Annotated in this window: 26 protein-coding genes; 11 read left to right on the forward strand and 15 right to left on the reverse strand. The window is 64.1% G+C overall.

What is annotated here, in order from left to right; translation table 11 throughout:
* Positions 1 to 2 precede the first annotated feature (2 nt).
* From G513_RS24290 to G513_RS24295, 10 genes are all read right to left on the reverse strand, one after another.
* On the reverse strand, positions 3 to 386 hold the full coding sequence (locus G513_RS24290) for a limonene-1,2-epoxide hydrolase family protein (protein WP_033418210.1): 384 nt from the start codon (positions 384 to 386) through the stop codon (positions 3 to 5).
* Between the two features lie 17 nt (positions 387 to 403).
* Positions 404 to 868 (reverse strand): DUF3237 domain-containing protein, encoded by a 465-nt coding sequence (locus tag G513_RS0119625; RefSeq protein WP_022978568.1) that lies wholly within the window; start codon positions 866 to 868, stop codon positions 404 to 406.
* An 8-nt stretch (positions 869 to 876) separates the two neighbouring features.
* Entirely contained in the window at positions 877 to 1,272 is a 396-nt protein-coding gene (locus G513_RS0119630; RefSeq protein ID WP_022978569.1) for a nuclear transport factor 2 family protein, read from the reverse strand.
* Between the two features lie 20 nt (positions 1,273 to 1,292).
* Positions 1,293 to 1,628: a Rieske (2Fe-2S) protein gene (locus G513_RS0119635; RefSeq protein ID WP_022978570.1), complete on the reverse strand. Its 336-nt coding sequence runs from the start codon at positions 1,626 to 1,628 to the stop codon at positions 1,293 to 1,295.
* A 5-nt stretch (positions 1,629 to 1,633) separates the two neighbouring features.
* Positions 1,634 to 3,010: an aromatic ring-hydroxylating oxygenase subunit alpha gene (locus G513_RS0119640; protein WP_022978571.1), complete on the reverse strand. Its 1,377-nt coding sequence runs from the start codon at positions 3,008 to 3,010 to the stop codon at positions 1,634 to 1,636.
* A gap of 125 nt (positions 3,011 to 3,135) precedes the next feature.
* On the reverse strand, positions 3,136 to 3,918 hold the full coding sequence (locus tag G513_RS0119645) for an SDR family NAD(P)-dependent oxidoreductase (RefSeq protein ID WP_022978572.1): 783 nt from the start codon (positions 3,916 to 3,918) through the stop codon (positions 3,136 to 3,138).
* Positions 3,919 to 3,971: 53 nt separating this feature from the next.
* Positions 3,972 to 4,721 carry a tyrosine-protein phosphatase gene (locus G513_RS0119650; protein WP_022978573.1) on the reverse strand — a complete coding sequence of 250 codons (750 nt, stop codon included), beginning with the start codon at positions 4,719 to 4,721 and terminating at the stop codon, positions 3,972 to 3,974.
* Between the two features lie 14 nt (positions 4,722 to 4,735).
* Positions 4,736 to 5,272 (reverse strand): hypothetical protein, encoded by a 537-nt coding sequence (locus G513_RS0119655; protein WP_022978574.1) that lies wholly within the window; start codon positions 5,270 to 5,272, stop codon positions 4,736 to 4,738.
* A 3-nt stretch (positions 5,273 to 5,275) separates the two neighbouring features.
* The gene (locus G513_RS0119660) at positions 5,276 to 6,472 is read right to left on the reverse strand and encodes a phosphotransferase family protein (RefSeq protein WP_022978575.1); all 1,197 of its coding nucleotides are present in this window, start codon (positions 6,470 to 6,472) and stop codon (positions 5,276 to 5,278) included.
* 61 nt (positions 6,473 to 6,533) lie between these two features.
* A complete protein-coding gene (locus tag G513_RS24295) occupies positions 6,534 to 7,538 on the reverse strand; it encodes a DUF7064 domain-containing protein (RefSeq protein ID WP_022978576.1) in 1,005 nt (334 codons plus the stop codon).
* A gap of 237 nt (positions 7,539 to 7,775) precedes the next feature.
* On the opposite strand from G513_RS24295, the gene G513_RS25225 reads away from it, so the two are divergent.
* Positions 7,776 to 8,669 (forward strand): helix-turn-helix domain-containing protein, encoded by an 894-nt coding sequence (locus G513_RS25225; protein WP_022978577.1) that lies wholly within the window; start codon positions 7,776 to 7,778, stop codon positions 8,667 to 8,669.
* A gap of 91 nt (positions 8,670 to 8,760) precedes the next feature.
* Here G513_RS25225 and G513_RS0119675 read toward each other — a convergent pair whose 3' ends face one another.
* Positions 8,761 to 9,870 carry an NAD(P)-dependent alcohol dehydrogenase gene (locus tag G513_RS0119675; RefSeq protein WP_022978578.1) on the reverse strand — a complete coding sequence of 370 codons (1,110 nt, stop codon included), beginning with the start codon at positions 9,868 to 9,870 and terminating at the stop codon, positions 8,761 to 8,763.
* A 317-nt stretch (positions 9,871 to 10,187) separates the two neighbouring features.
* Here G513_RS0119675 and G513_RS24305 point away from each other — a divergent pair, with 317 nt between their 5' ends.
* Positions 10,188 to 10,988 carry a hypothetical protein gene (locus G513_RS24305; protein WP_022978579.1) on the forward strand — a complete coding sequence of 267 codons (801 nt, stop codon included), beginning with the start codon at positions 10,188 to 10,190 and terminating at the stop codon, positions 10,986 to 10,988.
* 93 nt (positions 10,989 to 11,081) lie between these two features.
* On the opposite strand, the gene msrA is transcribed toward G513_RS24305, so the two are convergent.
* Entirely contained in the window at positions 11,082 to 11,822 is a 741-nt protein-coding gene (gene msrA / locus G513_RS24310; protein ID WP_156891819.1) for a peptide-methionine (S)-S-oxide reductase MsrA, read from the reverse strand.
* A gap of 166 nt (positions 11,823 to 11,988) precedes the next feature.
* Positions 11,989 to 12,792, reverse strand: a complete 804-nt coding sequence (locus G513_RS0119695; RefSeq protein WP_022978581.1) for an SDR family NAD(P)-dependent oxidoreductase — start codon at positions 12,790 to 12,792, stop codon at positions 11,989 to 11,991.
* Positions 12,793 to 12,932: 140 nt separating this feature from the next.
* Here G513_RS0119695 and G513_RS0119700 point away from each other — a divergent pair, with 140 nt between their 5' ends.
* Positions 12,933 to 14,384: an aldehyde dehydrogenase gene (locus tag G513_RS0119700; protein WP_022978582.1), complete on the forward strand. Its 1,452-nt coding sequence runs from the start codon at positions 12,933 to 12,935 to the stop codon at positions 14,382 to 14,384.
* Positions 14,385 to 14,447: 63 nt separating this feature from the next.
* Here G513_RS0119700 and G513_RS0119705 read toward each other — a convergent pair whose 3' ends face one another.
* Positions 14,448 to 15,659: an acyl-CoA dehydrogenase family protein gene (locus tag G513_RS0119705; RefSeq protein ID WP_022978583.1), complete on the reverse strand. Its 1,212-nt coding sequence runs from the start codon at positions 15,657 to 15,659 to the stop codon at positions 14,448 to 14,450.
* A gap of 108 nt (positions 15,660 to 15,767) precedes the next feature.
* Here G513_RS0119705 and G513_RS24315 point away from each other — a divergent pair, with 108 nt between their 5' ends.
* The 5 genes from G513_RS24315 to G513_RS24320 are packed head-to-tail and all read left to right on the forward strand — an operon-like array spanning position 15,768 to position 20,937.
* Positions 15,768 to 16,478 carry a TetR/AcrR family transcriptional regulator gene (locus tag G513_RS24315; protein WP_022978584.1) on the forward strand — a complete coding sequence of 237 codons (711 nt, stop codon included), beginning with the start codon at positions 15,768 to 15,770 and terminating at the stop codon, positions 16,476 to 16,478.
* The gene (locus G513_RS0119715) at positions 16,475 to 17,983 is read left to right on the forward strand and encodes an acetyl-CoA carboxylase biotin carboxylase subunit (protein WP_022978585.1); all 1,509 of its coding nucleotides are present in this window, start codon (positions 16,475 to 16,477) and stop codon (positions 17,981 to 17,983) included. The genes G513_RS24315 and G513_RS0119715 overlap by 4 nt, the downstream gene beginning before the upstream one ends.
* Positions 17,983 to 18,486 carry an acyl-CoA carboxylase biotin carboxyl carrier protein subunit gene (locus G513_RS0119720; protein ID WP_022978586.1) on the forward strand — a complete coding sequence of 168 codons (504 nt, stop codon included), beginning with the start codon at positions 17,983 to 17,985 and terminating at the stop codon, positions 18,484 to 18,486. The genes G513_RS0119715 and G513_RS0119720 overlap by 1 nt, the downstream gene beginning before the upstream one ends.
* Positions 18,483 to 20,090, forward strand: a complete 1,608-nt coding sequence (locus G513_RS0119725) for an acyl-CoA carboxylase subunit beta (protein ID WP_022974913.1) — start codon at positions 18,483 to 18,485, stop codon at positions 20,088 to 20,090. Before G513_RS0119720 ends, G513_RS0119725 begins: the two co-directional genes overlap by 4 nt.
* A 49-nt stretch (positions 20,091 to 20,139) precedes the next feature.
* On the forward strand, positions 20,140 to 20,937 hold the full coding sequence (locus tag G513_RS24320) for an enoyl-CoA hydratase/isomerase family protein (RefSeq protein ID WP_022974914.1): 798 nt from the start codon (positions 20,140 to 20,142) through the stop codon (positions 20,935 to 20,937).
* Positions 20,938 to 20,949: 12 nt separating this feature from the next.
* Here the strand turns inward: G513_RS24320 and G513_RS25230 are convergent, their stop codons facing one another.
* Positions 20,950 to 21,852 (reverse strand): helix-turn-helix domain-containing protein, encoded by a 903-nt coding sequence (locus G513_RS25230; protein WP_022974915.1) that lies wholly within the window; start codon positions 21,850 to 21,852, stop codon positions 20,950 to 20,952.
* A 149-nt stretch (positions 21,853 to 22,001) separates the two neighbouring features.
* Here G513_RS25230 and G513_RS0119740 point away from each other — a divergent pair, with 149 nt between their 5' ends.
* From G513_RS0119740 to G513_RS0119750, 3 genes are all read left to right on the forward strand, one after another.
* Entirely contained in the window at positions 22,002 to 22,778 is a 777-nt protein-coding gene (locus G513_RS0119740) for a hypothetical protein (RefSeq protein WP_156891328.1), read from the forward strand.
* A 35-nt stretch (positions 22,779 to 22,813) separates the two neighbouring features.
* Positions 22,814 to 23,371, forward strand: coding sequence for a cytochrome c oxidase subunit 3 family protein (locus G513_RS0119745; protein ID WP_022974917.1), 558 nt, complete (start codon positions 22,814 to 22,816; stop codon positions 23,369 to 23,371).
* A 3-nt stretch (positions 23,372 to 23,374) separates the two neighbouring features.
* Positions 23,375 to 23,594 (forward strand): cytochrome C oxidase subunit IV family protein (locus tag G513_RS0119750; protein ID WP_022978587.1); only part of this gene is annotated, 220 nt, incomplete at its 3' end.

Genomic DNA, 23,594 nt, shown 5'->3' on the forward strand with positions numbered 1-23,594 from the left:
TCCTATTCTGGCAACAGTGGTCGCGGATCGAAATAGTCGGACCAGCGAACGATCTTGCCGGCCTTGACGGTGAACATGCCGGCCAGAGGGAACGACATCATCCGCGTGCCATCCACCTTGTCCATGTGATCGATCCGCTCGGTCAAAACCGTGTCACCGGACACCGCGATCGTGATCAGGTCGACGACCAGCGCGTGCATTGCGTAGCCATCGATGAAGGCCTGCATCATCGCTTTCATCGTCGCCTTGTCAGGCGCGGTCGGCAGGCCGGTGTTCTCCCACTTGCAGTCGTCGGCGCAATGCCGATCAATGGCTGCAATCAGGCCGCCGCCGCTGCCCATTTCCGCAAAGAAGGCACGTACGACGCTTTCAGGGTTCTGGCTCATGTACGGACTTCCTCGATTCAGTCGACGCGATAAACCTTGTACTCGACCGTGCCGCCTGCGAGCAGGCGACCGGCGCCGACGAACAGCGTGTGATTGACCCAGGCATAGCGCGGGTCTCCGCATTCCAGCCTTGGCGAGGTGCGCAGATAGGCGTCGCCGAAGTCGGTGCCGGCACCGGTGGTCAGTGCGCCGCCGATCGCCGCGTTCATCTCCAGATAGCCGTGATAGTTCATGTAGATGAAGGCGCCGTCTTCGGTCGCGATCTGGCCGCGGACATCGACCCGGCCATAGCCGTCGCCGCCGACCAGCAGCCAGTCACCACCGCCCAGAAAGCGACCCTTCAGACGCTCGCCGGTGACCGTGCCTTCGCCCATCGTGAAACACATGCGAGCGCCCATCGGGTTCGGGCCGGTATCGACCGGTGGCTGCACCTGTGACGTGAAGGTGAACTCATGAACCAGGCTGGCGGCTTCCTTGGACATGGCGGGGCTCAGGGCGTGCACAGGATGGCATTGGTGTGCATCGTGTCCAGGTATTCCTTGACCGCGGCGATCTTGCCGTCGCGCACCTTGAACAGGAAGTGATAGAGGTTGTTGTAAGTGCGGCCGTTGCGGGTATCGACGAAGGACTCTGCTTCGAGGGCGACGCGATCGCCTTCGGCCGTCCAGTCGCGAGGTTCGATGCGGATCGGGCCGGTACAGACATCGAGCACGCCGGACAGCAGCTTCTCGAACTGCGCCCTGGTATAAGTTCCGGAAATCGGCATCGTGCCGGCGACCCACCAGGTGGCATCGTCGGTCATCATCGCCATCGTCTCTTTCACTGCGCCCGAAGAGAACAGTTCGAGAAAGCGGGCGACGGTCTGCTTGTTGGCTTCTGCGCTCATCGTTGGTTGTTGTCCTTGATTCAGGTAGAGACCGTTTCCGGCAATGCGACCGAGATCTGGCCGTCGTCGGCGACCTTCACGGCGTAGCTCGGCACCGGCACTTTTCCAAGCGGGCCGATGCCGGTGCCGGTACGCATGTCGAAGCAGGCGCCATGCTTCGGGCAATACAGCTGATGTCCGCGCATGCGCCCGCCTTCGAGCGCGGCCAGTTGATGTGTGCAGCGATTGGCCAGCGCGTAGACGCCAGCTGCCGTGCGGCATAGCAGGATCGACTTGCCTTCGACCTTGAACGCCCTGTTGGTGTCGACGGCCAACTCGGCGAGCATCGCCACCGGCAGCCAGCGGGCTTCACTCATCGTTGTTACTTCTCGCCGGAGACGTAGCGGTCCACTTCCTTGTGGAAGTGGCGAATCCGCGCTTCCTGCTCGCCCCACAGCGGGCCCTTGAAGCCGCGCGATTTCAGTCCCGATTGCACATGCGGCACCAGCTCGAAATCCTGCAGCAGCACCGGCCCGATGCCCGGCACTTCGTTGGCAGCCCAGCGCTCGATCTCCGGCCGCACCGCACCGGTCACGTCGATGTCCTTCGGCATCGCCATCCAGGTCGGCACGTCGTAGTTCGGCGTGTCGACATGGCGATAAAGCAGCATGTTGTCGTAGGTGAATTTCTCGGGATCGGTCGGGTTTGGCACGAAGCGCATGATGAACACGCCTTCGGCATGCATGCCCATCTGCACGTTCGGGAACATGCCGGTGATCCAGCCATCGCTGAGCTGGCCGTCGGTCAATTGATTCCAGTCCTTGAGGCCGAGACGCGCAGCGCGTTCGCGCTTGGCGATCTGGATATCGCGGCGGGTATCGGCAACGGTGCCGGTGTACGTGTCGGGATCGATGCCGGCATCGCGCAGGAAGATCTTGGTGCCTTCATCGAGATCGCGTGAATGCTCCACTTCATGGCGATGCGACTTGATGCCGAACCACATGATCATCCGGCTGAAGCCGTTCTTGTAGAGATCGACCTGGCTGAATTCCTCGATCGAGCCCTGCGTCTGCGGATGGATATGCGGCAGATGGTAGGACTCGTAGAAGGTATCGACGCCGGTCTTCCAGTTGCTGCTCCAGTCGCTGCGCGTATGGCGGACCAGGTTCATCGTTTCCAGGCCGTAGGCTTCGACATAGCCTTCCGGCAGGCCCATCCATTCCTTCAGCGGCGGTGCCTTGCCGTCCATGTTGATGAACACCAGGCCGGCCAGGTGATCGCAGCGCACTTCGGTCAGGCCGGGGCGATGGGCGATCAGCTTGGGATTGAAGGTTTCCTCGTCGACAATCTCCTGCAGCTTGCCGTTGCCACCGAAACGCCAGCCGTGGAACGGGCAGGTGAAGCTGTCGGCGACACCGCGATCGACCTGGCAGACGCGGTTTCCGCGATGCGGGCAGCTGTTGTAGAACGCCTTGATCGACAGATCATCCTGGCGAACCAGCAGGAATTCCTCGTGGCCGTGCTGGTACAGCGTGTAGTCGCCGGCTTCGCGGATGTCGGAGGTCACCGCGGCCAGCAGCCAGACCTTCGGCCACAACGTCTGCCATTCCTTGGCCATGAATTCGCGCGAGTAGTAGCGCGAGGGATCGATGACATCGCTGCCATTGTCGATCGGTGGCGAACGGCCTTCCAGCGAGCCTGCCGGCGCGCCGAGGTCGAGGGGAAACTTGAACTGCTCGAGACCAGGATTGTCGCCCATCGTATGACTCCTCCATCAATCGATTGCGGGGATGCCGCGTTCGAACGCGGTCTGGTGGGTAGTCGAAGAACCGTGGCACGGGAGCGCGTTCTCGTCGCGTCTCCCGCTCCGCTTGCAGCGGTGAATCAGGTGAACGAGATGCGCACCACGTGGCCGTAGTCGACCGGCAGGATCACGCCGTTCAGATAGGAGCCGGCGTCGCTCGCCAGCAGCAGCAGCGGGCCATCGAGTTCTTCCAGCTTGCCGACGCGCTTCGCCGGCAGGTTGTCGACTTCGAGCTTTCCTTCCGGGCTGTCGAAGTACCAGTCGACCATTGCCGTGCGGAAGTAGCCCGGTGCAATGGAGTTGGCGCGAATGCCGTGCGGCAGCAGATCGATCGCCAGCTGCTTGGTGAACTGGATCAGCGCCGCTTTCGCCGTGCCGTAGATCGACAGATAAGGCTTGGTCTGCTGACCGGTGATCGAAGTGATGTTGACGATGCTGCCCGGTTTGCCCTTGGCGATCAGGCGCTTCGAGAACTCGCGAGACATGCGCATGCAGCCGGTCAGATTGACGTTCATCAGGTTCTCCCACTGATCGTCGCTGATGTCCGGAAACGGCACGAAGACGATCTGGCCGGCGTTGTTGACCAGCAGATCGATCGATCCATAAACCTTCTCGGCTTCATCGAACGCAGCGGTGACGCTGGCCGTGCTGCCGATGTCGACGGCGACCGCGACCGCGTCGCCACCGGCAGCGCGAATCTCCGCCGCGACCACCTCGATCTCGTCCTTGCGCCGTGCCGCGCAGACCACGCGCGCGCCGGCATCGGCCAGCGTCTTGACGAAGTGACGGCCCATGCCGCTGCTGGCGCCGGTGACCAGCGCGGTGCGGCCCTTCAGTGAAAACAGTTCGTTTGCCTTGCTCATTGCGTGTGTCGCTCCTCAGCGTGTTCTGGTCTTGTTGTGGGTTGCGGGCAGGCTCATTCCAGCAACAGCGCTTCGAGCCGCGCCCTTGTCGTGTCGTCCAGGCCCAGGGCTTCGCGCAGGTAGCGCTCGGCCGAGCCATGGTGTTGGTCGATCGTGGTCAATGCCGCAGTGAGATAGGACGGATGCGCCTGGGTCAGCGCCGCCATCACTTCCGGCGCCACGATGCCGCCGAGCTGGAACGTCAGGTCACGGCGATAGTCGTTGCTCAAGCGGTAATCGGCTTCGATCGTCGTTCGCGGCACGCCGAGCGCGCTCAGCAGCATCGCGGTGGCGAAGCCGGTGCGATCGCGACCGCTGGTGCAGTGGAAGACCAGCGGCAGGGAATCTGCATCGGCGATCAGGCGCAGCAGCCTTGCGAAGCTCGCCGACTGCTCGATGACGAAGCGGCGATAGATGTCCTGCACGCGGATTTCGATCTCGGACGGGTCGATGCTGCCGTCGCGCGCGCCGGCCAGCAGTTCCTCGCCGCCATGGGGCATGAAGCCGATCGCGTGCGTGGTGACGGTAGCGCCGAGCGGACGGTTCGGCTTGTGCTCGCGTTCCGGCTCGCCGCGAAGATCGCAGACGGTGCGCAGACCCAGGCTTTGCAGCAGCGCCAGATCCGCGTCGCCGAGTTCGGCCAGAGAGTCCGATCGGAACACCCGGCCCCAGCGCAACCGGCGACCGTCCACGGTCTCGTAGCCGCCGAGATCGCGGAAGTTCACCGCGCCACTGAGCGGCAGACGACGCAGGCCGGGTTCCATGGCAGTCACCGTGTTCAGCCTTTTGGGATCGGTGCCAGCAGGGTGTCGATCGCCGGCACCAGTGCCGGATTCGGTTCCCAGCCCTGCATCAGCAGCCACGAACGGTCGCGCAGCAGCTGTTCCCTGGACATCGCCAGCACGGTCTTTTCGACCGAGGCCTGCACGCTGTCCGAACCTTCGGCGTAGACCGCGCGCACGGTGTCAGCCGTCGCGGCACGCAGGCTGCGAATGGCATCGAGGATTTCCGAAGGTTCGGCGCGGGCACGATCGAGCACGTCGGCACCGGCGCGGCTGGCAACGGCCAGTTCGCCCGCGGCAGCGAGGCCGCCGGCCTGGGTGGCGAGCGTCTTCGCAGTCGCCAGCAGGCGGGCCAGTTCGTCGCAGTCGTAGCGGTATTCCAGCGGCAAATGCTGGGAGATCAGCATCAAGGTGCCGATGGTCAGCTGGGCCGATTGCATGGCCAGCTGATTGGTCTGATCCATCGCCGGAATCACGTCTTCCATCATCGCCTTGATGACGGTCTGAATCTGCAGCTGTGGGCGCATTTCCATGTTTCAGGCTCCTTTTTCAATCAGGCCGCGCATCTCGTCCATCAGCATGTAGCCCACGCCGAGCAGCCAGGCGAGCAGGATGTCCTGATGCGATTTGCCGTTCTTGGCGACGCGATAGCTGGTGCCCAGGGTCATCGCGATCATCGAGTAGGCGTTGAACACCTGGTAGTAATGCAGGGCCTTGGCATCGACCTTCAGGCCCGAAGCCTTCTCGTAGGCTTCCAGGAACTCGTGCTCCGGCATCAGGCCGGAAATCAGCACGGTCTTGCCGTCCTCGGTCATCGTCGAGAACGCCTTGCTGGTGCTCCAGGCAAGGTCCTGATGACGATCGCCAATGCGCGCCAGCTCCCAGTCCAGCCAGGTGCTGATCGTCAGCGTCGGTTCGTCGAACAGGTAGTTGCCGGTACGGAAATCGCCATGGACGATCGACAGCTGATCCACCGCTGGCGCGTGCTTGTGCAGCCAGCTCGAAGCCAGCGCCATCAGCGGCACTTCCTCCGCCGCGTCTTCTGCCCAGACCCGATCCCACCAGCTGACCGCCCAATGAGCGTTCTCGGTGCCGGTCTTGGGTACGTCGAATGAGGACAGCTCGGCCGTGGTGAAGTCGAAGGTATGCAGCTTGGCCATGTCGCGCACGAACTGCGGCGCCAGTGCATTGCGCACGTCCGGCGGCATCCAGGTGCCGAGGCCCGAGACGCCGCTCTTGGCGGTGGACGGCTTGGTCACGCCGGCAGCGAAGCCGTAGACAATGCCCGGGTAGGGCAGGTGTTCGCCAAGCACGTCGACCCAGAACGCTTCCGGCACCGGCAGCGTGCCCTTCATCGCGTTGACAATCTGGAATTCACGCAGGCGGCTGGTGGCGTGCAGCGATTCGGCGAGGTCGGTGCGCAGCACCATCCTGGTCGTCGTCTGGCCGACACCGGGACGATCCCAGGCCAGCTCGAAACCCATCTGCAGCTTCGAGGCGCCACCGGCGAGCCAATGAGCATTGCGTACTTCGAACGGCGTCTTGACGTTCGCGGCGATCAGCGCGGTGACGCCTTGCACCAGCGCTTCCAGCGGCAGCTTGGTGAACGGCGCGCCGGCGCGCTTTTCCATCTTCCAGGTCAGCGCGCGATCCACCTCGCGCTCGACCACGAACTGCTTGCGCATCGTCGCGATCAGCTGCGGCGATGGTTTGTCCTTGTCGACCATCTGCATGGGCGGTCTCCTCGTTTAATTGATTTGTAGAGCGGCTTTTTTGTTGGAGCTGCGGCGCGAACTAAACCGTCAGATGCCCGGATGACTTCGTCCAGCGCCGGCCGTGCTGGCGCGTCAGCGCCTGCATCGAATTGATTTCGCTCGCCAAGCCGTAGCCGACTCTTCCGTCGTTCAAGGTCCAGCGGCATTGCGCGACGTACAGGTTCGAGGCGACGTAGCAGACCCAGGGCCCGCCGCATTCGGCGGCGCCGTGTGCAGTCCAGACCTTGCCGCGCTTGTCGGTGGCGGTGACTTCCACCGCGTGGATAACGCTGCCGAGACGATGGGTGACCAGCTTCAGATCGGTGAGGCCGTAGACCTCGCCCTTGTCCATCACATAACCGTGGGCAAGGCTTTGCTGCTGATCGACCGGCTTGGTCGGGTCCCAGTGGTTGATCCACTTGATCGCGAAGTCCGGCCCGAAATGGCAGTGCGACCAGCCCATGGTCGGCACGAAGATTTCGGCGCGGATGCCCCAGCTGTGATCCATGGTTTCGACGCAGTCGATCGGGTACTCGACGCCGCGGAACTTGAGCCGGCCCTTGAAGTGGCCAGTGAGATCGAAATGGCCGCCGTAGCCCGAACCCATGCCAGCGCCGGCGTGCTGCGCGTCGACCGTGTCCTTGGCCATCGGGCTGTGATTCTTGTCGTGGATGTCGAAGGGCTCCATCAGACCCTTGAAATCGAAGTCGATCTCGGTGTCGTCGTAGCCGCGATAGCTGACCGTGTAGTCGCGGATGCTGTGCGCTTTCACATGCAGGCCATTGGCGGTCTTGTACTCACGCAGGCTTGGCGGGCAGGGCAGCGCCATCTGGGCGTCGAGGTAGAGTGTCTCCACCCGGTTGTCGACCAGCGCGCCGTACAGCGACACATCGCAGGACTGCACACCGACGCCGCGGCGCGACACCGTGTAGATGATCCCCATGATCTTTTCCTGGGGGATGTAGAAACAGAACCAGTTGGTTTCCGCGTAGCGATGATCCGCGTCTGGCGGATTGTGGAATTCGGTGTCTTGATCGGTGACCACAGCAGCTCCGGAGTTCGATTCGGCCTTGTCGGCAAGTGTTTCTGAGATTTTCTGGACTCGCGCGCGGACCTGATCGGGGCGCGGGCCGTGGAGTAAGCTTAGGCGCGGCGATTTCGTGCTTCTTTGTGATTCGTATCGCCGCAGTATCGAAAAAGTGCTCAGCCCGAATGTTTGGAAAACGGCGCTGAACAAGAGCGGCAGTGACCACGATCACGGCCCGGCTGCGAGGAGAGCGAGATGGCAGGACTGGCAACACTGCGAGCGGTTGATGCCTTCAGCGCCGGCGTGCGTCGGCCACCGGTGTTCAGCAACGACGCCGAAGCCTGGGGCGGCCCTTCGGTCTGCGAGTGGAAGCTGCCGTGGACCGATGGCTTCGAACTGGCCGAGAACGATGATTTCATCGTCGCCGTGCACAGCGGCGGCTCGCGCAAGGTGCGCGCTTCCTGCAACGGGCCGTGGAGCGAAACCACGTCGATGCCGGGTCTGATCAGCGTCATTCCGCCGGGTCGCCGAGTGGAGTACGTGATCGATGGCGCAGTCAGCTTTTCATCGCTGCACGTGCCGCACCGTCTGCTCGACGGGCTGGAAAAATCGATGTTCGCGGCGCAGCCTAATTTTCGTTTCGCGTTCCGCGATGCGTTCGCCAGCGCCTGCATGGACGTGTTGCTGAAGCAGGCGCATGACCTCAGCCGCTGCAACATCCCGTACGTGAATTCGGTGATCCGCGCGCTGGTGCTGCATCTGATGGCCTCGTTCCGCAATGACGAAGCCGCGGGCACGGACGAAGCGCTGGTGCTGAAGAATGATTCGAGCCTGAAGCTCGATGCGATGCTGGATTACATCGACGCCCATCTGGCCAGCCATCTGACGCTCGATGGCCTGGCCGAGCGGGCGAAAGTCAGCCGCGCTCATTTCGCGCGGCGCTTCCGGGCCGTGACCGGCCTGGCCCCACACCGCTACATCACCTTGCGCCGCATCGACAAGGCGCGCGAGCTGCTGCGCAATCCGCAGCTGGAAATCAATCGGATCGCACTCGACCTGGGCTTCGGCGATCAGTCGCACTTCACCCAGGTATTTCGTGCCGCGACCGGCACCACGCCGGGGCACTTCCGCCGCAATGCGCTGACGTAGGGCGGCCCGCGGCCGCCACTGCCCTCGCCCAAACGGCGAGCACGGCTCGCCCTACACCGGCCGGGCGCAATGCTCGGCCGGCTTCAAGGCATCAGAAGATCAGCACCGGCTTGATCACGCCGCCCTTCTCGGCCGCATGCGCGGCTTCGTTGATCTGATCGAACGGGAACTTGCCGATCAGCTTGTCGAACGGGAACTTGCCGGCCTTGTACCAGCCGGCCATGCGCGGAATGAATTCCTGCGGATCGGCATCGCCTTCGACGATGTAGCGCACAGTGATGCCGCGGATCAGCATGCTCATCATGTTCGCCGGCACCGTCGCTTCCGGAGGCGGCACGCCGAGCAGGCCGAGCACGCCCTTCGGCAGCAGCGCTTCCACGGCCGCCGCCATCACCGCCGGAATGCCGGTGGTATCGAGCGCGTAGTTCACGCCGCCGACCAGTTCCTTGATCTTCGCAAGCGTGTCCGGCGTTTCCTTCGGATCGATCACGTGAGTGGCGCCGAGTTCCAGCGCCAGCGCGCGGCGGCCGGCTTGCGGTTCGACGACGATCACTGCGCCGGCATCGACCGCGCGAGCGCCGAGCAGCGCGCTCAGGCCGACTGCACCGCCACCGAAGATCGCCAGCGATTCACCGGGGAGAATGCCGAGCGCGTTGACCGCTGCACCGGCGCCGGTCTGGATACCGCAGCCGAGCGGGCCGAGGATGTCCAGCGGCAGCGACTTGTCCATCACCACGGTGTTCAGCTCACGCGCCAAAGCGTAGGTCGCGAACGAGGACTGGCAGAAGAACAGGCCGTTGATCGGCTTGCCATCCTGGGTGATCTGCGCCGAGCCGTCGCTGGCACGGACGCCGGCGAGGTTGCGCGGGTAGAACGTGTAGCAGTACGCCGGCTGATCCTTGTTGCAGTTCAGGCATTCACCGCAGGAATCGAAGCTGAGGACGACGTGATCGCCGACCTTGACCTTGGTCACGCCGCTGCCAATCGCTTCGACGATGCCCGAGCCTTCATGGCCGAGCACGATCGGCATCGGCACCGGGAAACCCGTGCGGCAGGCGGTATCGGTATGGCAGATGCCGGTGCCGACCATCTTGATCAGCACTTCATCGGCGCGCGGGGCGCTGATCTCGACGTTCTCGATCGTCCACGGGGCGCCCACTTCACGAACGATGGCGGCACGCGCCGCAATGTTTGCAGTCATCCGAATCTCCTCTCCTGTTGATTTTTGTCTGGCCGGGCGGCGATGGCTCGGCGCTGCTGGCCGATCGCTGGCTGAAGCCAGTTCATTTGTTCGTATGCTAACGTACTATAAACGTAGGCCGACATGCCGCCTGGCAAGTCGAAATCGTGCGCAGACACGAAGAACAGCGAAAAATGGAGTGGGGAGGATGTTGATGAACGCGAATCACGCCAGCTGTCGGCGCGCTCGTTTTCGTCGTCTGCCGATCACCATCGCGTTCAGCCAATTTCCATTTTCCCGGCCGTCAGCGACGGCCATCCGCCTGAGGAGCCAGCACCATGCTGACCGCGCCGATCGATCATCCGCTGAATCTCGCCACCCAGTCCGTACTCACCTACGGCAGCTATCTGGTCACCGCCGTGCTGCTGGTGATCGCGATCGTCATGGGCATTCGCCAGAAGACGCCTTTCTATGTGCTGCTGATCGTTGCCGCCTTCGTCGGCGCGTTCGCCGAGGCGCTGTACGACGTCGGCATGACCTTGTGGTTCTACACGCCGGGCTTGTGGACGACGTTTACCGCCTATGGCATTCCGCAGCCGGTCTGGGCGCATAGCGGCTACGTGGTGCTTTACGCCGGTCCGGCGATGTTCATCTGCGATCGCATCGCCAAGGGCCTGACGGCGACCGGCCTGTACCAGTGGGCCGCCATCGAACTGGCCTGCTCCTGCGTGTTCGAGATGATCGGCATCAACGGCGGCTTGTACGAGTACTGGGGTCCGCATGCGTTCCGGATCCTGAACTACCCGCTGGCGATCGGCATGCTGGAAACCGCGCAGGTGGTCTGCCTTGCGGTGGCGGCGGCCGAGCTTCGCCGTCGCTCGACCAGCCACTGGCCGCTGCTCGGCCTGATCGTGATGTTCCCGTGCACCTTCTATCTCGGCAACTTCGGCGCCGGCGCACCGATGATCATCGCGCTGCACCTGGAAAATCCGTCGATGCTGATGAGCACAATCTGCTCGGCGATCAGCATCGGCGTTGCGCTGGTGCTGATCTTCGGCGCTTCGAAGCTGCTGCCGGCCGAGCAGGCCGCGGCCGTTGCCCGCCGTCCCGTACCGTCGCATCTGCCGCAGACTGCGTAACGATCTGCTGATCGTTGCGGCACAAAAAAGGCGGCGGCGCGTGATCAACGCGCCGCCGCCTTTTTGTTGACTGCCGACAGCCGCTGACCTTGTTTACTGGCTGAGCGTTGGCGGTGGCAGCAGCTTCGTGCGCTTGTTTTCCTCCGGCTCGTAGCGCAGCGGCTGTTCGCGCCACAGCTTCGGGAATGCTTCCTTCAGGCGTGCAAGCTTCGGCAGATCGTTGACCAGCACGTAGCGTTGCTTCGGATGGTTCTGCACGAAGTTCTGGTGATAGCCCTCGGCCCGGTAGAACGGAAACAAGGGCCGCATCTTGGTGACGATCGGGTGGGGCAGCAGCTTCAAGGCGTCGATCTGATTCATGTAGGCCACGGCGACTCGCGCCTCGTCCTTGCTGTCGGTGAAGATCGTCGAACGGTACTGGCTGCCGATGTCCGGCCCCTGACGGTTCAGCTGGGTCGGATCGTGCGCGACGAAGAAATAGATCTGCAGCAGGGTGCCGATGCTCAAGCGCGACGGGTCGTATTCGATCAGCACCGATTCCGCATGGCCGGTGCCGCCACCGATGACTTTCGCGTATTCCGCCGTCGATTTCAGACCGCCTGCGTAGCCGGCCGTGACGTTGCTGACACCCTTCACATGCTGGAAGAGCGCCTGCATGCCCCAGTAGCAGCCGCCGGCAAGGATCAGCGTCGCCTTGCCGCTTTTCTCGGCCAGCGGCAGGTCATATTCCGGCGGCACCGGCGTGACCGGTGCCGATGGCGTCACCGCGAGTTGCGGCGCCTCGGCTTTTGCCGGCGGCTCATCGGCCTGGACAAGCCCAGGCAGCAACGTCATCGGCACGGCCGCCGCTGCCAGCAGCAGCCAGGCCGGCACGCCCACGCGCAGTCTGAAGCGCGTGCCCAAGCCTGATCCAAGGCTCGCCGATGCGGCGTCGCCAGCCTTTTTCCGTGTTGTCATCGTCAAGCCCGAATCCGGTGTAGCCCGAAGCCTATACGCGCGATCAACCGGCCGAGATGCCGCCGTTGACGCTGATCACCTGACCGGTGATCTTGCCGGCCTGCGGACCGCCCAGGAAGACGATCATCGCTGCCAAATCGTCCGGCGAGCAGACGCCGAGGCTGGCCATGCTTTCCACCTGCGCGAAGAGCTTGGCGCTGAAGCCGCCTTTCTGGACGTGCGCGGCGGTCGTCGTGCCGCCGATCAGCGACGGCGTCAGGCAGTTGACGCGAACGCCGAAGCGCTTCGCTTCCATCGCCAAGGTCCGCGAGAACACGGTGATCGCCGCCATCGCCGCACCGAGGATGGTTTCGCCCGGCGTCGGCACCTTGGCGGCGTCGGACGCCACGTTCAGGATCACGCCGCCGCGGCGCTGCTTCATGTACGGCAGCACCAGGCAGCTCATATGCATCGGCGCCAGCACCACGGACATCATCGTCGGGCCGATATCGGCGGCCGAGAGATTGATCAGCGGCTCCGGCGTGTAGCGGCTCATGTCGATGGTCGAGTTCAGCAGCACGTCGATGCTGCCGAGTTTCTCATAGGCTTCGGCGACGGCGCGCTGCGCCTGCTCGAGCACGTTGGCATCACCCTGGATGAAGTACACCGAAGCTTCCGGGCAGGCCGCGAGCACCGCCTGGCGTGCCTGTTCGCCGCGCTCGGCATTGCGGCCGACGAGGCCGATCCGGCGCACGCCGGCATGGGCGAACTGGATGGCGCTGGCCAGGCCAACACCCGAAGTTCCGCCGGTGATCAGGACGCCGCTGTCAGCGTAGGCGTGGAAAACGACGTTCGGGGCTTCGGCCATCGGGTTTCTGCTCTATTGTAGGAGGGTGGAAAAATAGTAATCTGCCATACTAAATTAACGGTTGCATTTCGGCACCTTGCCGCATGCCCGTCGACACTCAGCATCACTTCGAATGCCAGTTACTGGAGAGGAGCCTCACTATGTCGCTTGACAAAAATATCGATCACGACAGTTTCTACATCGATGGTGACTGGGTTAAACCCGCCACCAGCGCCCGCATCGACGTCATCGGTGCCAACACCGGCCTGAGCATCGGCAGCGTGCCGGAAGGCAGTAATGCCGACATCGACAAGGCTGTCGCCGCTGCCCGCAAGGCACTGGATGGCCCTTGGGGCGACACCACCCCGGCCCAGCGCGCCGAGTACATGAACAAGTTCGCCGACGCGCTGGAAAAGCGTGCCGAGCGCCTCAGCCGCGCGGTCAGCATCCAGAACGGCATGCCGCTGGCGCTGTCGGAACAGCTGGAAGGCAGCTACGTCTGTGGCCTGATTCGTTACTACGCCGCGCTGACCACCAACATGGTCGTCGAAGAGCGTCGTCCGTCGCCGCTGGGCTTCGACACCCTGATCCGCAAGGGTCCGGTGGGCGTGGTCGGCGGCATCGTGCCGTGGAATTTCCCGGTCGTGCTGTCGATGATGAAGATCGGTCCGGCCCTGGCCACCGGTTGCACCATCGTCCTGAAGCCGTCGCCGGGCACCGTGCTCGACTGCTACATCGTTGCCGAAGCCGCTGCCGAAGCGGGCATCCCGGCCGGTGTCATCAACTGGGTGCCGGGCGGCCGTGAACTGGGCGCCTACCTGGTGTCGCATCCGGGCGTCGACAAGGTTGCCTTCACCGGTTCGACCGGCGCTGGCCGCAAGGTCGCCGAAGTCTGCGGTCGTCTGCTGCGTCCGGTCAGCCTCGAGCTGGGCGGCAAGTCGGCGGCGATCATCCTCGACGACGTCAAGATCGAACACCTGCTGCCGGGCCTGCACTTCGCCTCGTTCGGCAACAACGGCCAGATCTGCGCGCTGTCGTCGCGCATCCTGGCGCCGGCCAGCCGCTACGACGAGATCGTCGACGCGATCGCCGGTCTGGCCAAGGGCCTGAAGGTCGGCAGCTCGATGGAGAAGGACACCCAGATCGGCCCGCTCGCTTCGGAAGAGCATCGCGCCCGTGTCGAAGGCTTCATCGCGATCGGCAAGACCGAAGCCCGTCTGGTCGCCGGTGGCGGTCGTCCGAAGGATGCGGGTGATGGCTGGTTCGTCGAGCCGACCGTGTTCGCCGATGTCTCGAACAAGGCCCGTATCGCACAGGAAGAAATCTTCGGGCCGGTCCTGTCGGTCATCAAGTATCAGGACGAGGAAGAGGCGGTGAAGATCGCCAACGACTCCGAGTTCGGCCTCGGTGGCACCGTCTGGTCGTCGGACTCGAAACGCGCCCAGGCCATCGCCCGCCGCGTGCATACGGGCACCATCGGCGTCAACGGCTACATGATCGACATCGCGTCGCCGTTCGGCGGCATCAAGGCCAGCGGCCTCGGCCGTGAAATGGGTCCGGAGTCGCTCGCCGCCTACCAGCAGATCAAGTCGATCTACCTGCCGGCTGGCTAAGCTTCAGCGCAACAAAAAGGCCGGTCACCTGCGCGGGTGACCGGCCTTTTTTGTCGCTGCGCTTCAGGGCTTCAGCAGTTCGCCGGCAATGATCATCTTGCGCACTTCGGTAGTACCGGCGCCGATCTCGAGCAGCTTGATCGAGCGATACAGGCGGTTGATCTCGGACTCCCAGATGTAGCCGATGCCGCCGTGCACCTGCACGCCGTAGTCGAGCACCTTGTTCATGGTGTCGGCGGCAAACATGACGCCGGCCGCGGTCAGCTTGTGGATGTCGCCGCGGCCACCCTGGCTTTCATCGACGCTGTTGCAGGCGCGCAGCACCTGGTAGGTGAACAGGCGCATCGCTTCGACCCAGGTGTACATCTGGGCAATCATCGATTGCACCATCTGGAAGTCGGCGATCCGCTTGCCGAACTGCTGGCGCTGCCTGGCGTAATCGATCGCCAGTTCCAGCGCCCGTTCGGCGATGCCGAGGCAGATCGGCGCGATCATCGCCCGTTCCAGATCGAGCCCGGACATGACGATCTTGACGCCGCGGTTCTCTTCGCCGAGCAGGTTCTCGGCCGGCACGCGGCAATCGTCGAACACCAGTTCGGCGGTCTGCGAGCCGCGGAAGCCCATCTTTTCCAGCTTCTGCGCCACCTTGAAACCGGGGAAATCCTTCTCGATGATGAACGCGGAAATGCCGTGCTGGCCACGGTCCTTGTCGGTCTTCGCGTAGACCAGCAGCACGTCGGCCACCGGGCCATTGGTGATGTACAGCTTGCGGCCGTTGAGGATGTAGAAATCGCCTTCGCGCCGCGCCGTGGTGCGCATCGAGCCGAGGGCATCGGAGCCGGCGCCCGGCTCGGTGAGGCCGAGTGCGCCGATCGACAGGCCCTTGTTCATCACCGGCAGATACTTGGCCCGCTGCGCATCGTTGGCATTGCGCAGGATGTTGTTCATGCACAGGTTCTCGTGCGCGACCCAGCTCAGGCCCAGCGCATGGTTCGAGCGCGAGAACGCCTGCAGGATCAGCCCGGCGCTGAAGATGTCCAGCCCGGCGCCGCCGTACTGCTCGGGCGCGGTGATGCCGAAGTAACCGGTGGCGCCGATCTTCGGAAAGATCTCGGTCGGCCACCATTCCTCGTCGTCCATGCGCTGTGCGAGCGGATACAGCTCGCGGCGCGCGAAACGATCGGCCTCGTCGAGAATCTGCTGCTCGCCATCGGACAGGCCGGCAAAGATCTGCAACAGGTTGCCGCTGCTTGCCGCGCCGCTGGAATCCGCCATGACCCTTTCCTCGCATCGATGCGGGCGGCGTGTCGAGATCGCCGCCCGGTTGTGGTGAGTCCGACTCATCCGTTGACGAGATGAGTTGGACTCACCAATACTAGCGCCATGCCGTCCGTCCGCAAAGTCACCGTGAGCAAACCTGCTGGCCGAGCCGGGAAACTGGCTGCGCGCGTGCCGTCGCCGAGGCTGGGACGCGAGCAGCGCATCGACGAAATTCTGGTAGCCGCACGCGATGTGTTCTGCCGCAAGGGCTACGAGCAGACCGCCGTTTCGGAGATCGCTGCGAGCATCGGCGTCGTCGAAGGCACGGTGTTCAAGTACTTCGCGACCAAGCGCGACTTGCTGCTCGCCGTGCTCGAACGCTGGTACGACGCGATCAGCGACGACCGCGCCCGCGAACTGGCCGGCATCACCACGCATCGCGAACGGCTGCGCATTGTCATCCACGGTCATCTGCGCACGATCCGCGACCAGCCGCTGCTGTGCCGGCTGATGTTCCGCGAAGTGCGCGCCGAGCAGGACTATCGCGGCTCCGGCCTGCATGACAAGAACCGGCTGTACACGCGCTTTCTGATGGACGTGATCAACGATGGGATCGCCGCCGGCGAGTTCCGCCGCGATGTTTCGCCGAGCCTGATGCGCGACCTCGTCTACGGTGCCGTCGAACATCTGACCTGGAACTACGTCTGCGGCCGCGGCGAGCTCGATGTCGATGCCATCGCCGCCGAACTGACGGCAATGGTCTGCGATGGCATCGAAACCACGGCACGCGTGGCTGCCGCGAACAAAACCCCGAGACTTGCCAACCGCCGATGAAGAACTCGCTGAGCCACGACACCAGCGCCTGGCCGTTCAAGGCCGTGCTGGTTGCCAATCGCGGCGAAATCGCCGTACGCGTGCTGCGCACCGTTCAAGCGCTGGGCTTGAAAGGCATCGTCGTCTTTCATGCCGCGGATCGCGGCACGCTGGCCGTGCAGATGGCCGACCAGGCGATCGAGATCACCGGCAGCACGCCAGTCGCCGCCTATCTCGACGCCAAGCAGATCCTCAAGGCCGCACAGGATAGCGGCGCCGGCGCGATCCACCCGGGCTATGGTTTCCTGTCCGAGAACGCGGGCTTCGCACGCGCTGTCGCAGCGGCCGGCCTGGTGTTCATCGGGCCATTGCCCGAGCAGATCGAACTGATGGGCGACAAGGTGCGCGCCCGCAACTTCGTCGAGCGCGCCGGCTTCCCGGTCGCGCCTAGCGCGATCGAGGACGATGATCCTGCGAGCTTCAATGAGCGCGCCCGTGCGGTCGGCACGCCGCTGCTGATCAAGCCTTCGGCCGGCGGTGGCGGCAAGGGCATGCGCATCGTTCGCGATCTTGCGGTGCTCGATGCCGAGATCGAACGCGCGCGCAGCGAAGGCCAGCGCTACTTCGGCGATGGCCGGCTCTATGTCGAGCGCTACATCGAGAATCCGCGCCATATCGAAGTGCAGGTGCTCGGCGATGGCTACGGCTCGGTGGTCCACGTGTTCGAGCGCGAATGCTCGGTGCAGCGCCGCTTCCAGAAGATCGTCGAGGAAACGCCGTCTCCCGCACTGGCACCGGAACTGCGCGCACGCATCTGCGAAACCGCTGCCGGCATTGCGCGCTCGGCGGCTTATCGCAATGCCGGCACTGTGGAGTTCATCTTTGCCCAGACGGGCGAGTTCTTCTTTCTGGAGATGAATACCCGTTTGCAGGTCGAGCATCCGGTGACCGAAGCCATCACTGGCAAAGATCTGATATTCGAGCAATTGCGTGTCGCGGCCGGCGAAGCACTGGGCTACACGCAGGCCGATCTGCGAACCAGCGGCCACGCGATCGAGCTGCGCATCTACGCCGAGGACGCCGCGCGCGGCTACACGCCGACCACCGGCCCGCTGTTGCGCTTGCGTGCGCCAGCTGGCGAAGGCCTGCGCTGGGACAGCGGCGTGGTCGAAGGCGGCGAAGTCACCGCGGCCTTCGATCCGATGATCGCCAAGCTGATCGTCCACGGTAAAGATCGAAGCGAAGCGCTGGCTCGCACCGACCATGCGCTGCGCGACACCGTGCTGCTCGGCTGCAAGACCAATATCGGTTTCCTGCGCCGGCTGATCGCCCATCCGGCTTTCGTGGCGGGCGACGTGCACACCGGCTTCCTCGATGCCAATCCGCAGATCGCCGCCGAGCCCGAGCTTGCATCGTCGACACTGCACGCATTGCTGGCCGCCGCGAGTCTGAGCACGAAAACCATGCGCGACGGAGCCGATGCGATTCCTGATCTCCATGCCGCGCTCGGCGCCTGGAGGAACTGATGCATCACGCTTTCGAAATTGCTGATGGCGAACAGGGCGTCGAGCTGTCGCGCACGCCCAAGGGCTATCGCCTGCATCTCGACGATACGCAGGCGATCGACGTCGTGCTGCGCAGCGAAACCGATGGTGCGCTGAGGCTGAGCATCGATGGCCGGACGATCGACGCCGTGATCGCCACGCACGGCGACGAGGTGTTCATTCATCTCGATGGCGAGGCTTATCAGCTGCGCTATCGCCATCCGCTGGAGCGCCTCGCCGCCCAGCATCAGGGCGGTGCCGCAGACGGCATCCGCGCGCCGATGCCGGGCTCGGTGATCACCGTGGCCGTGTCGGTTGGCGATAGCGTCAGCCGCGGTCAGACCTTGCTGATGATGGAAAGCATGAAGATGGAAACGACGCTGGTTGCGCCACGAGATGGCGTCGTCGCAGCCGTGAACTTTGCTGCCGGCCAGAGCTTCGATCGCGATGCCCTGCTGCTGAGCCTGGAGCCGGTCACCGCATGAAGCGCATCGAATCACAGCTCAACACCGGCTCGGCCGAGTTCCGCGCAAACGTCGCCCACAACCGGGCAATTGCCGATGACCTGAAGGCGCGCCAGCAGGCCGCGCGTCATGAGCGGCCGCAGCGCGATATCGATCGCCTGCGCGCGCAGAAGAAGCTGCTGGTTCGCGAGCGCATCGCGCTGCTGCTCGATCCGGGCACACCGTTCCTGGAGCTTTCAACGCTCGCGGCGGGCGAGGCCTACGACGGCAGCGTGCCGGGCGCCGGCTGCGTGATCGGCATCGGCATCGTTGCCGGCCGTGAAGTGGTCATCAATGCCGGCGATGCCAGCGTCAAGGGCGGCGCCTGGTATCCGCTGACGATCAAGAAGACCGTACGCGCACTCGACATCGCCATCGAGAACCGCCTGCCGGTCGTCCATCTCTGCGATTCCGCCGGCGGCTTCCTGCCCTTGCAGGCGGATTTCTTTGCCGACAAATACGCGGCCGGCCGGATCTTCCGCAACCAGTGCGCGTTATCGAAGATGGGCGTGCCGCAGGTCGCTGTGGTGCTCGGCCATTGCACGGCCGGCGGCGCCTATGTGCCGGCGCTGTCGGACTACAGCGTGATCGTCCGCGGTACGGGCGCGATCTTCCTTGCCGGTCCGCCGCTGGTGAAAGCCGCGACCGGTGAGGAAGTCACCGTCGACGCGCTTGGCGGTGCCGACATGCATACCTCGGTGTCCGGCACGGCCGACTACCCGGCCGCCAGCGAGGAGGAAGCGATCGCCATCGCCCGCGACATCGTCGGCAACTTCGCGAAAGCGGAGAAGACCAAGGTGCAGTGGCAGACGCCCGAGCCGCCGCTGCACGATCCCGAAGAGCTGTACGGCGTGCTGCCGCGCGACATCAAGCAGGGTTTCGACATGCGCGAAATCATTGCCCGCATCGTCGATGGCTCGCGCTTCCATGAATACCAGCCGGCCTACGGCAAGACACTGATCTGCGGTTATGCGCATCTCTGGGGCTACCGGATCGGCATCCTCGCCAACAACGGTGTGCTGTTCAACGACAGCGCGCTGAAGGGCGCGCACTTCATCGAGTTGTGCAACCGCGATCGCACACCGCTGCTGTTCCTGCAGAACATCACCGGCTTCATGGTCGGCCGCGAGTACGAGCAGCGCGGCATCACCAAGGACGGCGCCAAGATGATCATGGCGATGTCCAACGCCACGGTGCCGAAGCTGACCGTGATGTGTCACGGCTCGTTCGGCGCCGGTAATTACGGCATGAGCGGCCGCGCCTTCGATTCGCGCTTCCTGTTCTCCTGGCCGCAGAGCCAGACTGCGGTGATGGGTGCCGAGCAGGCCGCCAATGTGCTGGTCGATATCAAGATCCGCCAGCTGGCGCGCACGGCGCAGAAGCTTGCGCCGGAAGACATCGCGGCGATCCGCGAGCCGGTGCTCGACGAGTACAAGCGCAAGTCCAGCGCGTACTGGTCGACGTCGGAAATCTGGGACGACGGCATTCTCGATCCGGCCGATACCCGCCATGCGTTGGCGATGGCGCTGTCTGCCGCGCTGAACGCGCCGATCGAGGAAGCACGCTACGGCGTGTTCCGGATGTGATCGCTGCGGCCCCGATAACTAGAAGAACACTCAAGGAATTCTGCGAGACATGAGCGATGAAACCAGCAATCTGGTGCTGATCGAAGAACGTCTCGACGGCCGGGTCGCCCTGCTGACCCTGAACCGTCCGGATGCGACCAATGCCATCGACGATTCGATGGCGCTGGCGATCGAAGCCGCGGTGGCACGCGTCAAAGCTTCTCCGCGCGTTGAAGCAGTGCTGCTGACCGGTGCCGGCCGGGTGTTCTGCTCGGGTGGCGATGTCGGCGTGTTCAAGGCCGCGCTCGGCAGCGGTGACGACGGCGAGCTCGCGCGCTTGCTCGATCGTCTGGCCACGCGCATCCACGGCGCGCTGGAAGCTCTGGTCAACGCCGGGCCGCTGCTGATCGCGGCGGTCAACGGGCCGGCGACCGGTGCTGGCCTGGGTTTCATCTGCGCCTGCGATTTCGCTTACGCCAAGCCTTCCGCGACCTTGCGTCCCGGCTTCTCGAAGCTCGGCCTGTCGCCGGACACCGGCACCACGCAGTTCCTGCCGCGCATCGTCGGCGCCCGCAAGGCGCTGGAAATCCTGATCCGCGGCGATGCGATCACGCCGGAGGCGGCGACCCAGCTCGGTATTTTCAACGAAGTGATCGACGGCGAAGATGCCGCGTTCATCGACACCGTGCTCGAACGGATCAAGCCGCTGATTGCTTCCGGTCGCGCGGCCGGTGAAACGCGAAGGTTGATCCGCCAGACGATGTCGCAAGGCCTGCACGAGCAGCTGGCGGCGGAGCAGGCGTCGCTGGTGGCGCTGGCGTCCAGCCCGCTGGTGACCGGGCGGCTGAAGAAAGCGCTCGGGCTCTGAGGGCCGACGAGGTCAACGCTGCTCGCGGAAGCGGCGCGGCGTCGAGCCTGTCAGTGCGTGGAAGGTGTCGGTGAAGTGCGACTGGCTCGAGAAGCCGGTCTCCTGGGCGATGCGGACCAGATCGAACTCGGTGTTCTGTAGCAAGTGCATCGCCGCTGCTACTCGTCTCTGAGTCAGATATTGATGGGTGCTCATGCCGGTCGCGCCGCGGAAGCTGCGTGTGAACCCGGCGCGGCTGACGCCGGCTCGCCTTGCCAGTTCGTCGATCGGCAATGCCCGGCTCAGATTGGCTTCGACGTAAGCGAGCAGATCTGCCAGCGGTGTCGTGCCGATGCGCTGGCCGGCCGTCGCGGCGGCATCGGCGACGTGGCCCGCCGCCGGCAGCGTCTGCGCCTGTTCGGCGAGGTGGCAGAGCAGGGCATCGGCGAGTTTGGCGATGTAGTTCGGCGATGGCGGCTGGGGCGCGCGCGCCGCACGCAACAGCGCTTCCATGCTGGCGGTGACATAGGCGTCGCGGAACGCGAAGCGCGGCATCGTGTGGCTGCCCAGCGAGGGCAGGGCGCCATTGCCGGCCAGACCGTTCTGCAGCGGCACGTGCAGGGTCATGACGTCGATGCTGCCGCCGGTGTTGAAGGCGGCGCTGCGGCCGGGCGGCAGGATCGTCACCAGGCCGGGAATGGAGCAGGCGCGGCTCAGACCCCGCTCGGTCACCGCTCGGACCCGGCGCGAGCCGCCGAGATGCAGGGCAACCACCAGTTCGTCGGTCTCCGGTAGTTCGAAGCCGTCCATGTCCGGCGTGCGCCAGTCGTAGATGCCGATGGCCGATCCGTTGCCCGCTTCGGCAGCGACACCCGGCGCCACGCCGAAGGCGCTGCGGAAGGCTTCTGCGGCGTGCGGTCTGGTCGGCGTCGTCATGGCTTCTCTGCTCGAACCGTGCGTAGCCGATTCTGACATGGCAGCAAGGACGATTCTGATAGACCGCGACCGCGCCGCTGCCGAAACTCCACCTCGGGTCAGAAACCCGACCGACGCCCGGCGCCGCATTCGAACGAGGAGCAAACACGATGAATCCGACACAACCGAATCCCACTGATTACAGCATGTGGAAGCTGATGGCCTGGACCGGCCCGGTCTTCTTCATCGGCTTTTTCTGCATGTGGGGCCTGCTGGCTAGCAATTTCCCGCCGATGGCGGCGAACACCAGCGCCCAGGACATGTGGCAGCACTACAAGGATCTGCAGACGCCGATCATGATCGGCATGTCGGTGTGCATGGTAGTCGGCTCCTGCTACATGACGTTCGGCGCGGCGGTGTCTCGCGTCATGCGCCGCATCGAAGGCGGCGAAGGCATGCTCGCCAACATCGAGATGACCGGTGCAACGATCACCTATTGCCCGATCGTCATCGCCTGCGGCATCTGGCTGACCATCGCGTTGCAGATCGACGTGCTGTCGCCGGAAATGGTCCAGACGATGTACTACCTCGCCTGGATGATCGTCGATCTCGCCTACATGGTGACCAGCTGGCAGATCATCGCCGCCGCCATCGTGTTCCTGCGCGACAAGCGTGAGAAGCCGCTGGTGCCGGCCTGGGTCTGCTGGTGGGGCTTCGTCACCGTGGCCTCGTTCTTCCCGGTGAGCCTGATCCCGTTCTTCAAGACCGGTCCGTTCGCGTTCCACGGCATGTTCAACTTCTGGATCGCGTTCCCCACCTGGTACATCTGGATCGTGTCGATGTCGGTGTTCATCATCAAGGCCGTGAATCGCATCGAGATCGAGGACGGCGCCGCCAGCCCGAGTGCGGTACGTGAGCAGACGGGCTCGCTGATCGGCGCCCGCTGAGGCATTCTCGCTGCATGTCGACTTCTCCCGTTGCAGTGACCCGACGCCTTCCCGGAGTGGAAGGCGTCTGGGTGTTCGTGCTTGCCGACATGTGCTTCTTCGGCGTGCTGTTCGTGTCGTTCATGCAGGAGCGGATCAAGCAGGGCGCGTTGTTCGAAACCGCGCGCCACACGCTGAATCCGGACTTCGGTGGCATCAACACACTGATCCTGCTGACCAGTTCCTGGTTCGTGGTGCTGGCCGTCGATGCCGCGAAGCGTGACCGGATCAGCGCGATTCCGAAGCTGCTGCTGGCGGCGATGCTCTGTGGCATCGCCTTCGGGATCTCGAAGGCGATCGAGTACGGCGGCAAGCTAGCGGCCGGCATCACGCCGATGAGCAATGACTTCTACATGTTCTATTTCTCGCTGACCGGCATTCACTTGCTGCACGTGATCGGCGGTTGCGTGATGCTGACGGTGTTCTGGCTGAAGGCACGCAAGGGCGAGTTCGACAGCCGCAACCTGAAGGTGCTCGAATCCGGCGCCACCTACTGGCACATGGTCGATCTGCTGTGGATCTTCCTGTTCCCGCTGCTGTATTTGCTGAGATAGGTCATGGCGCTGCTGACGAAACCCGCGACCCTGGTCTGGCTGTTCCTGATGGCCGCGACCTGCGTGACCACCTGGGGCTTGTCGAAGGATCAGTTCACCGCCAGTGTAGCGACGCTCTCGATCATCCTGATCGCGGCGATCAAGGTGCGGCTGGTGCTGCTGCACTTCATGGAACTGCGCCATGCGCCTTTGCCCTGGCGGCTGCTGCTCGAAGCCTGGGTAC

This window comes from Nevskia ramosa DSM 11499 (assembly GCF_000420645.1).
In the GTDB taxonomy this organism is placed as follows: domain Bacteria; phylum Pseudomonadota; class Gammaproteobacteria; order Nevskiales; family Nevskiaceae; genus Nevskia; species Nevskia ramosa.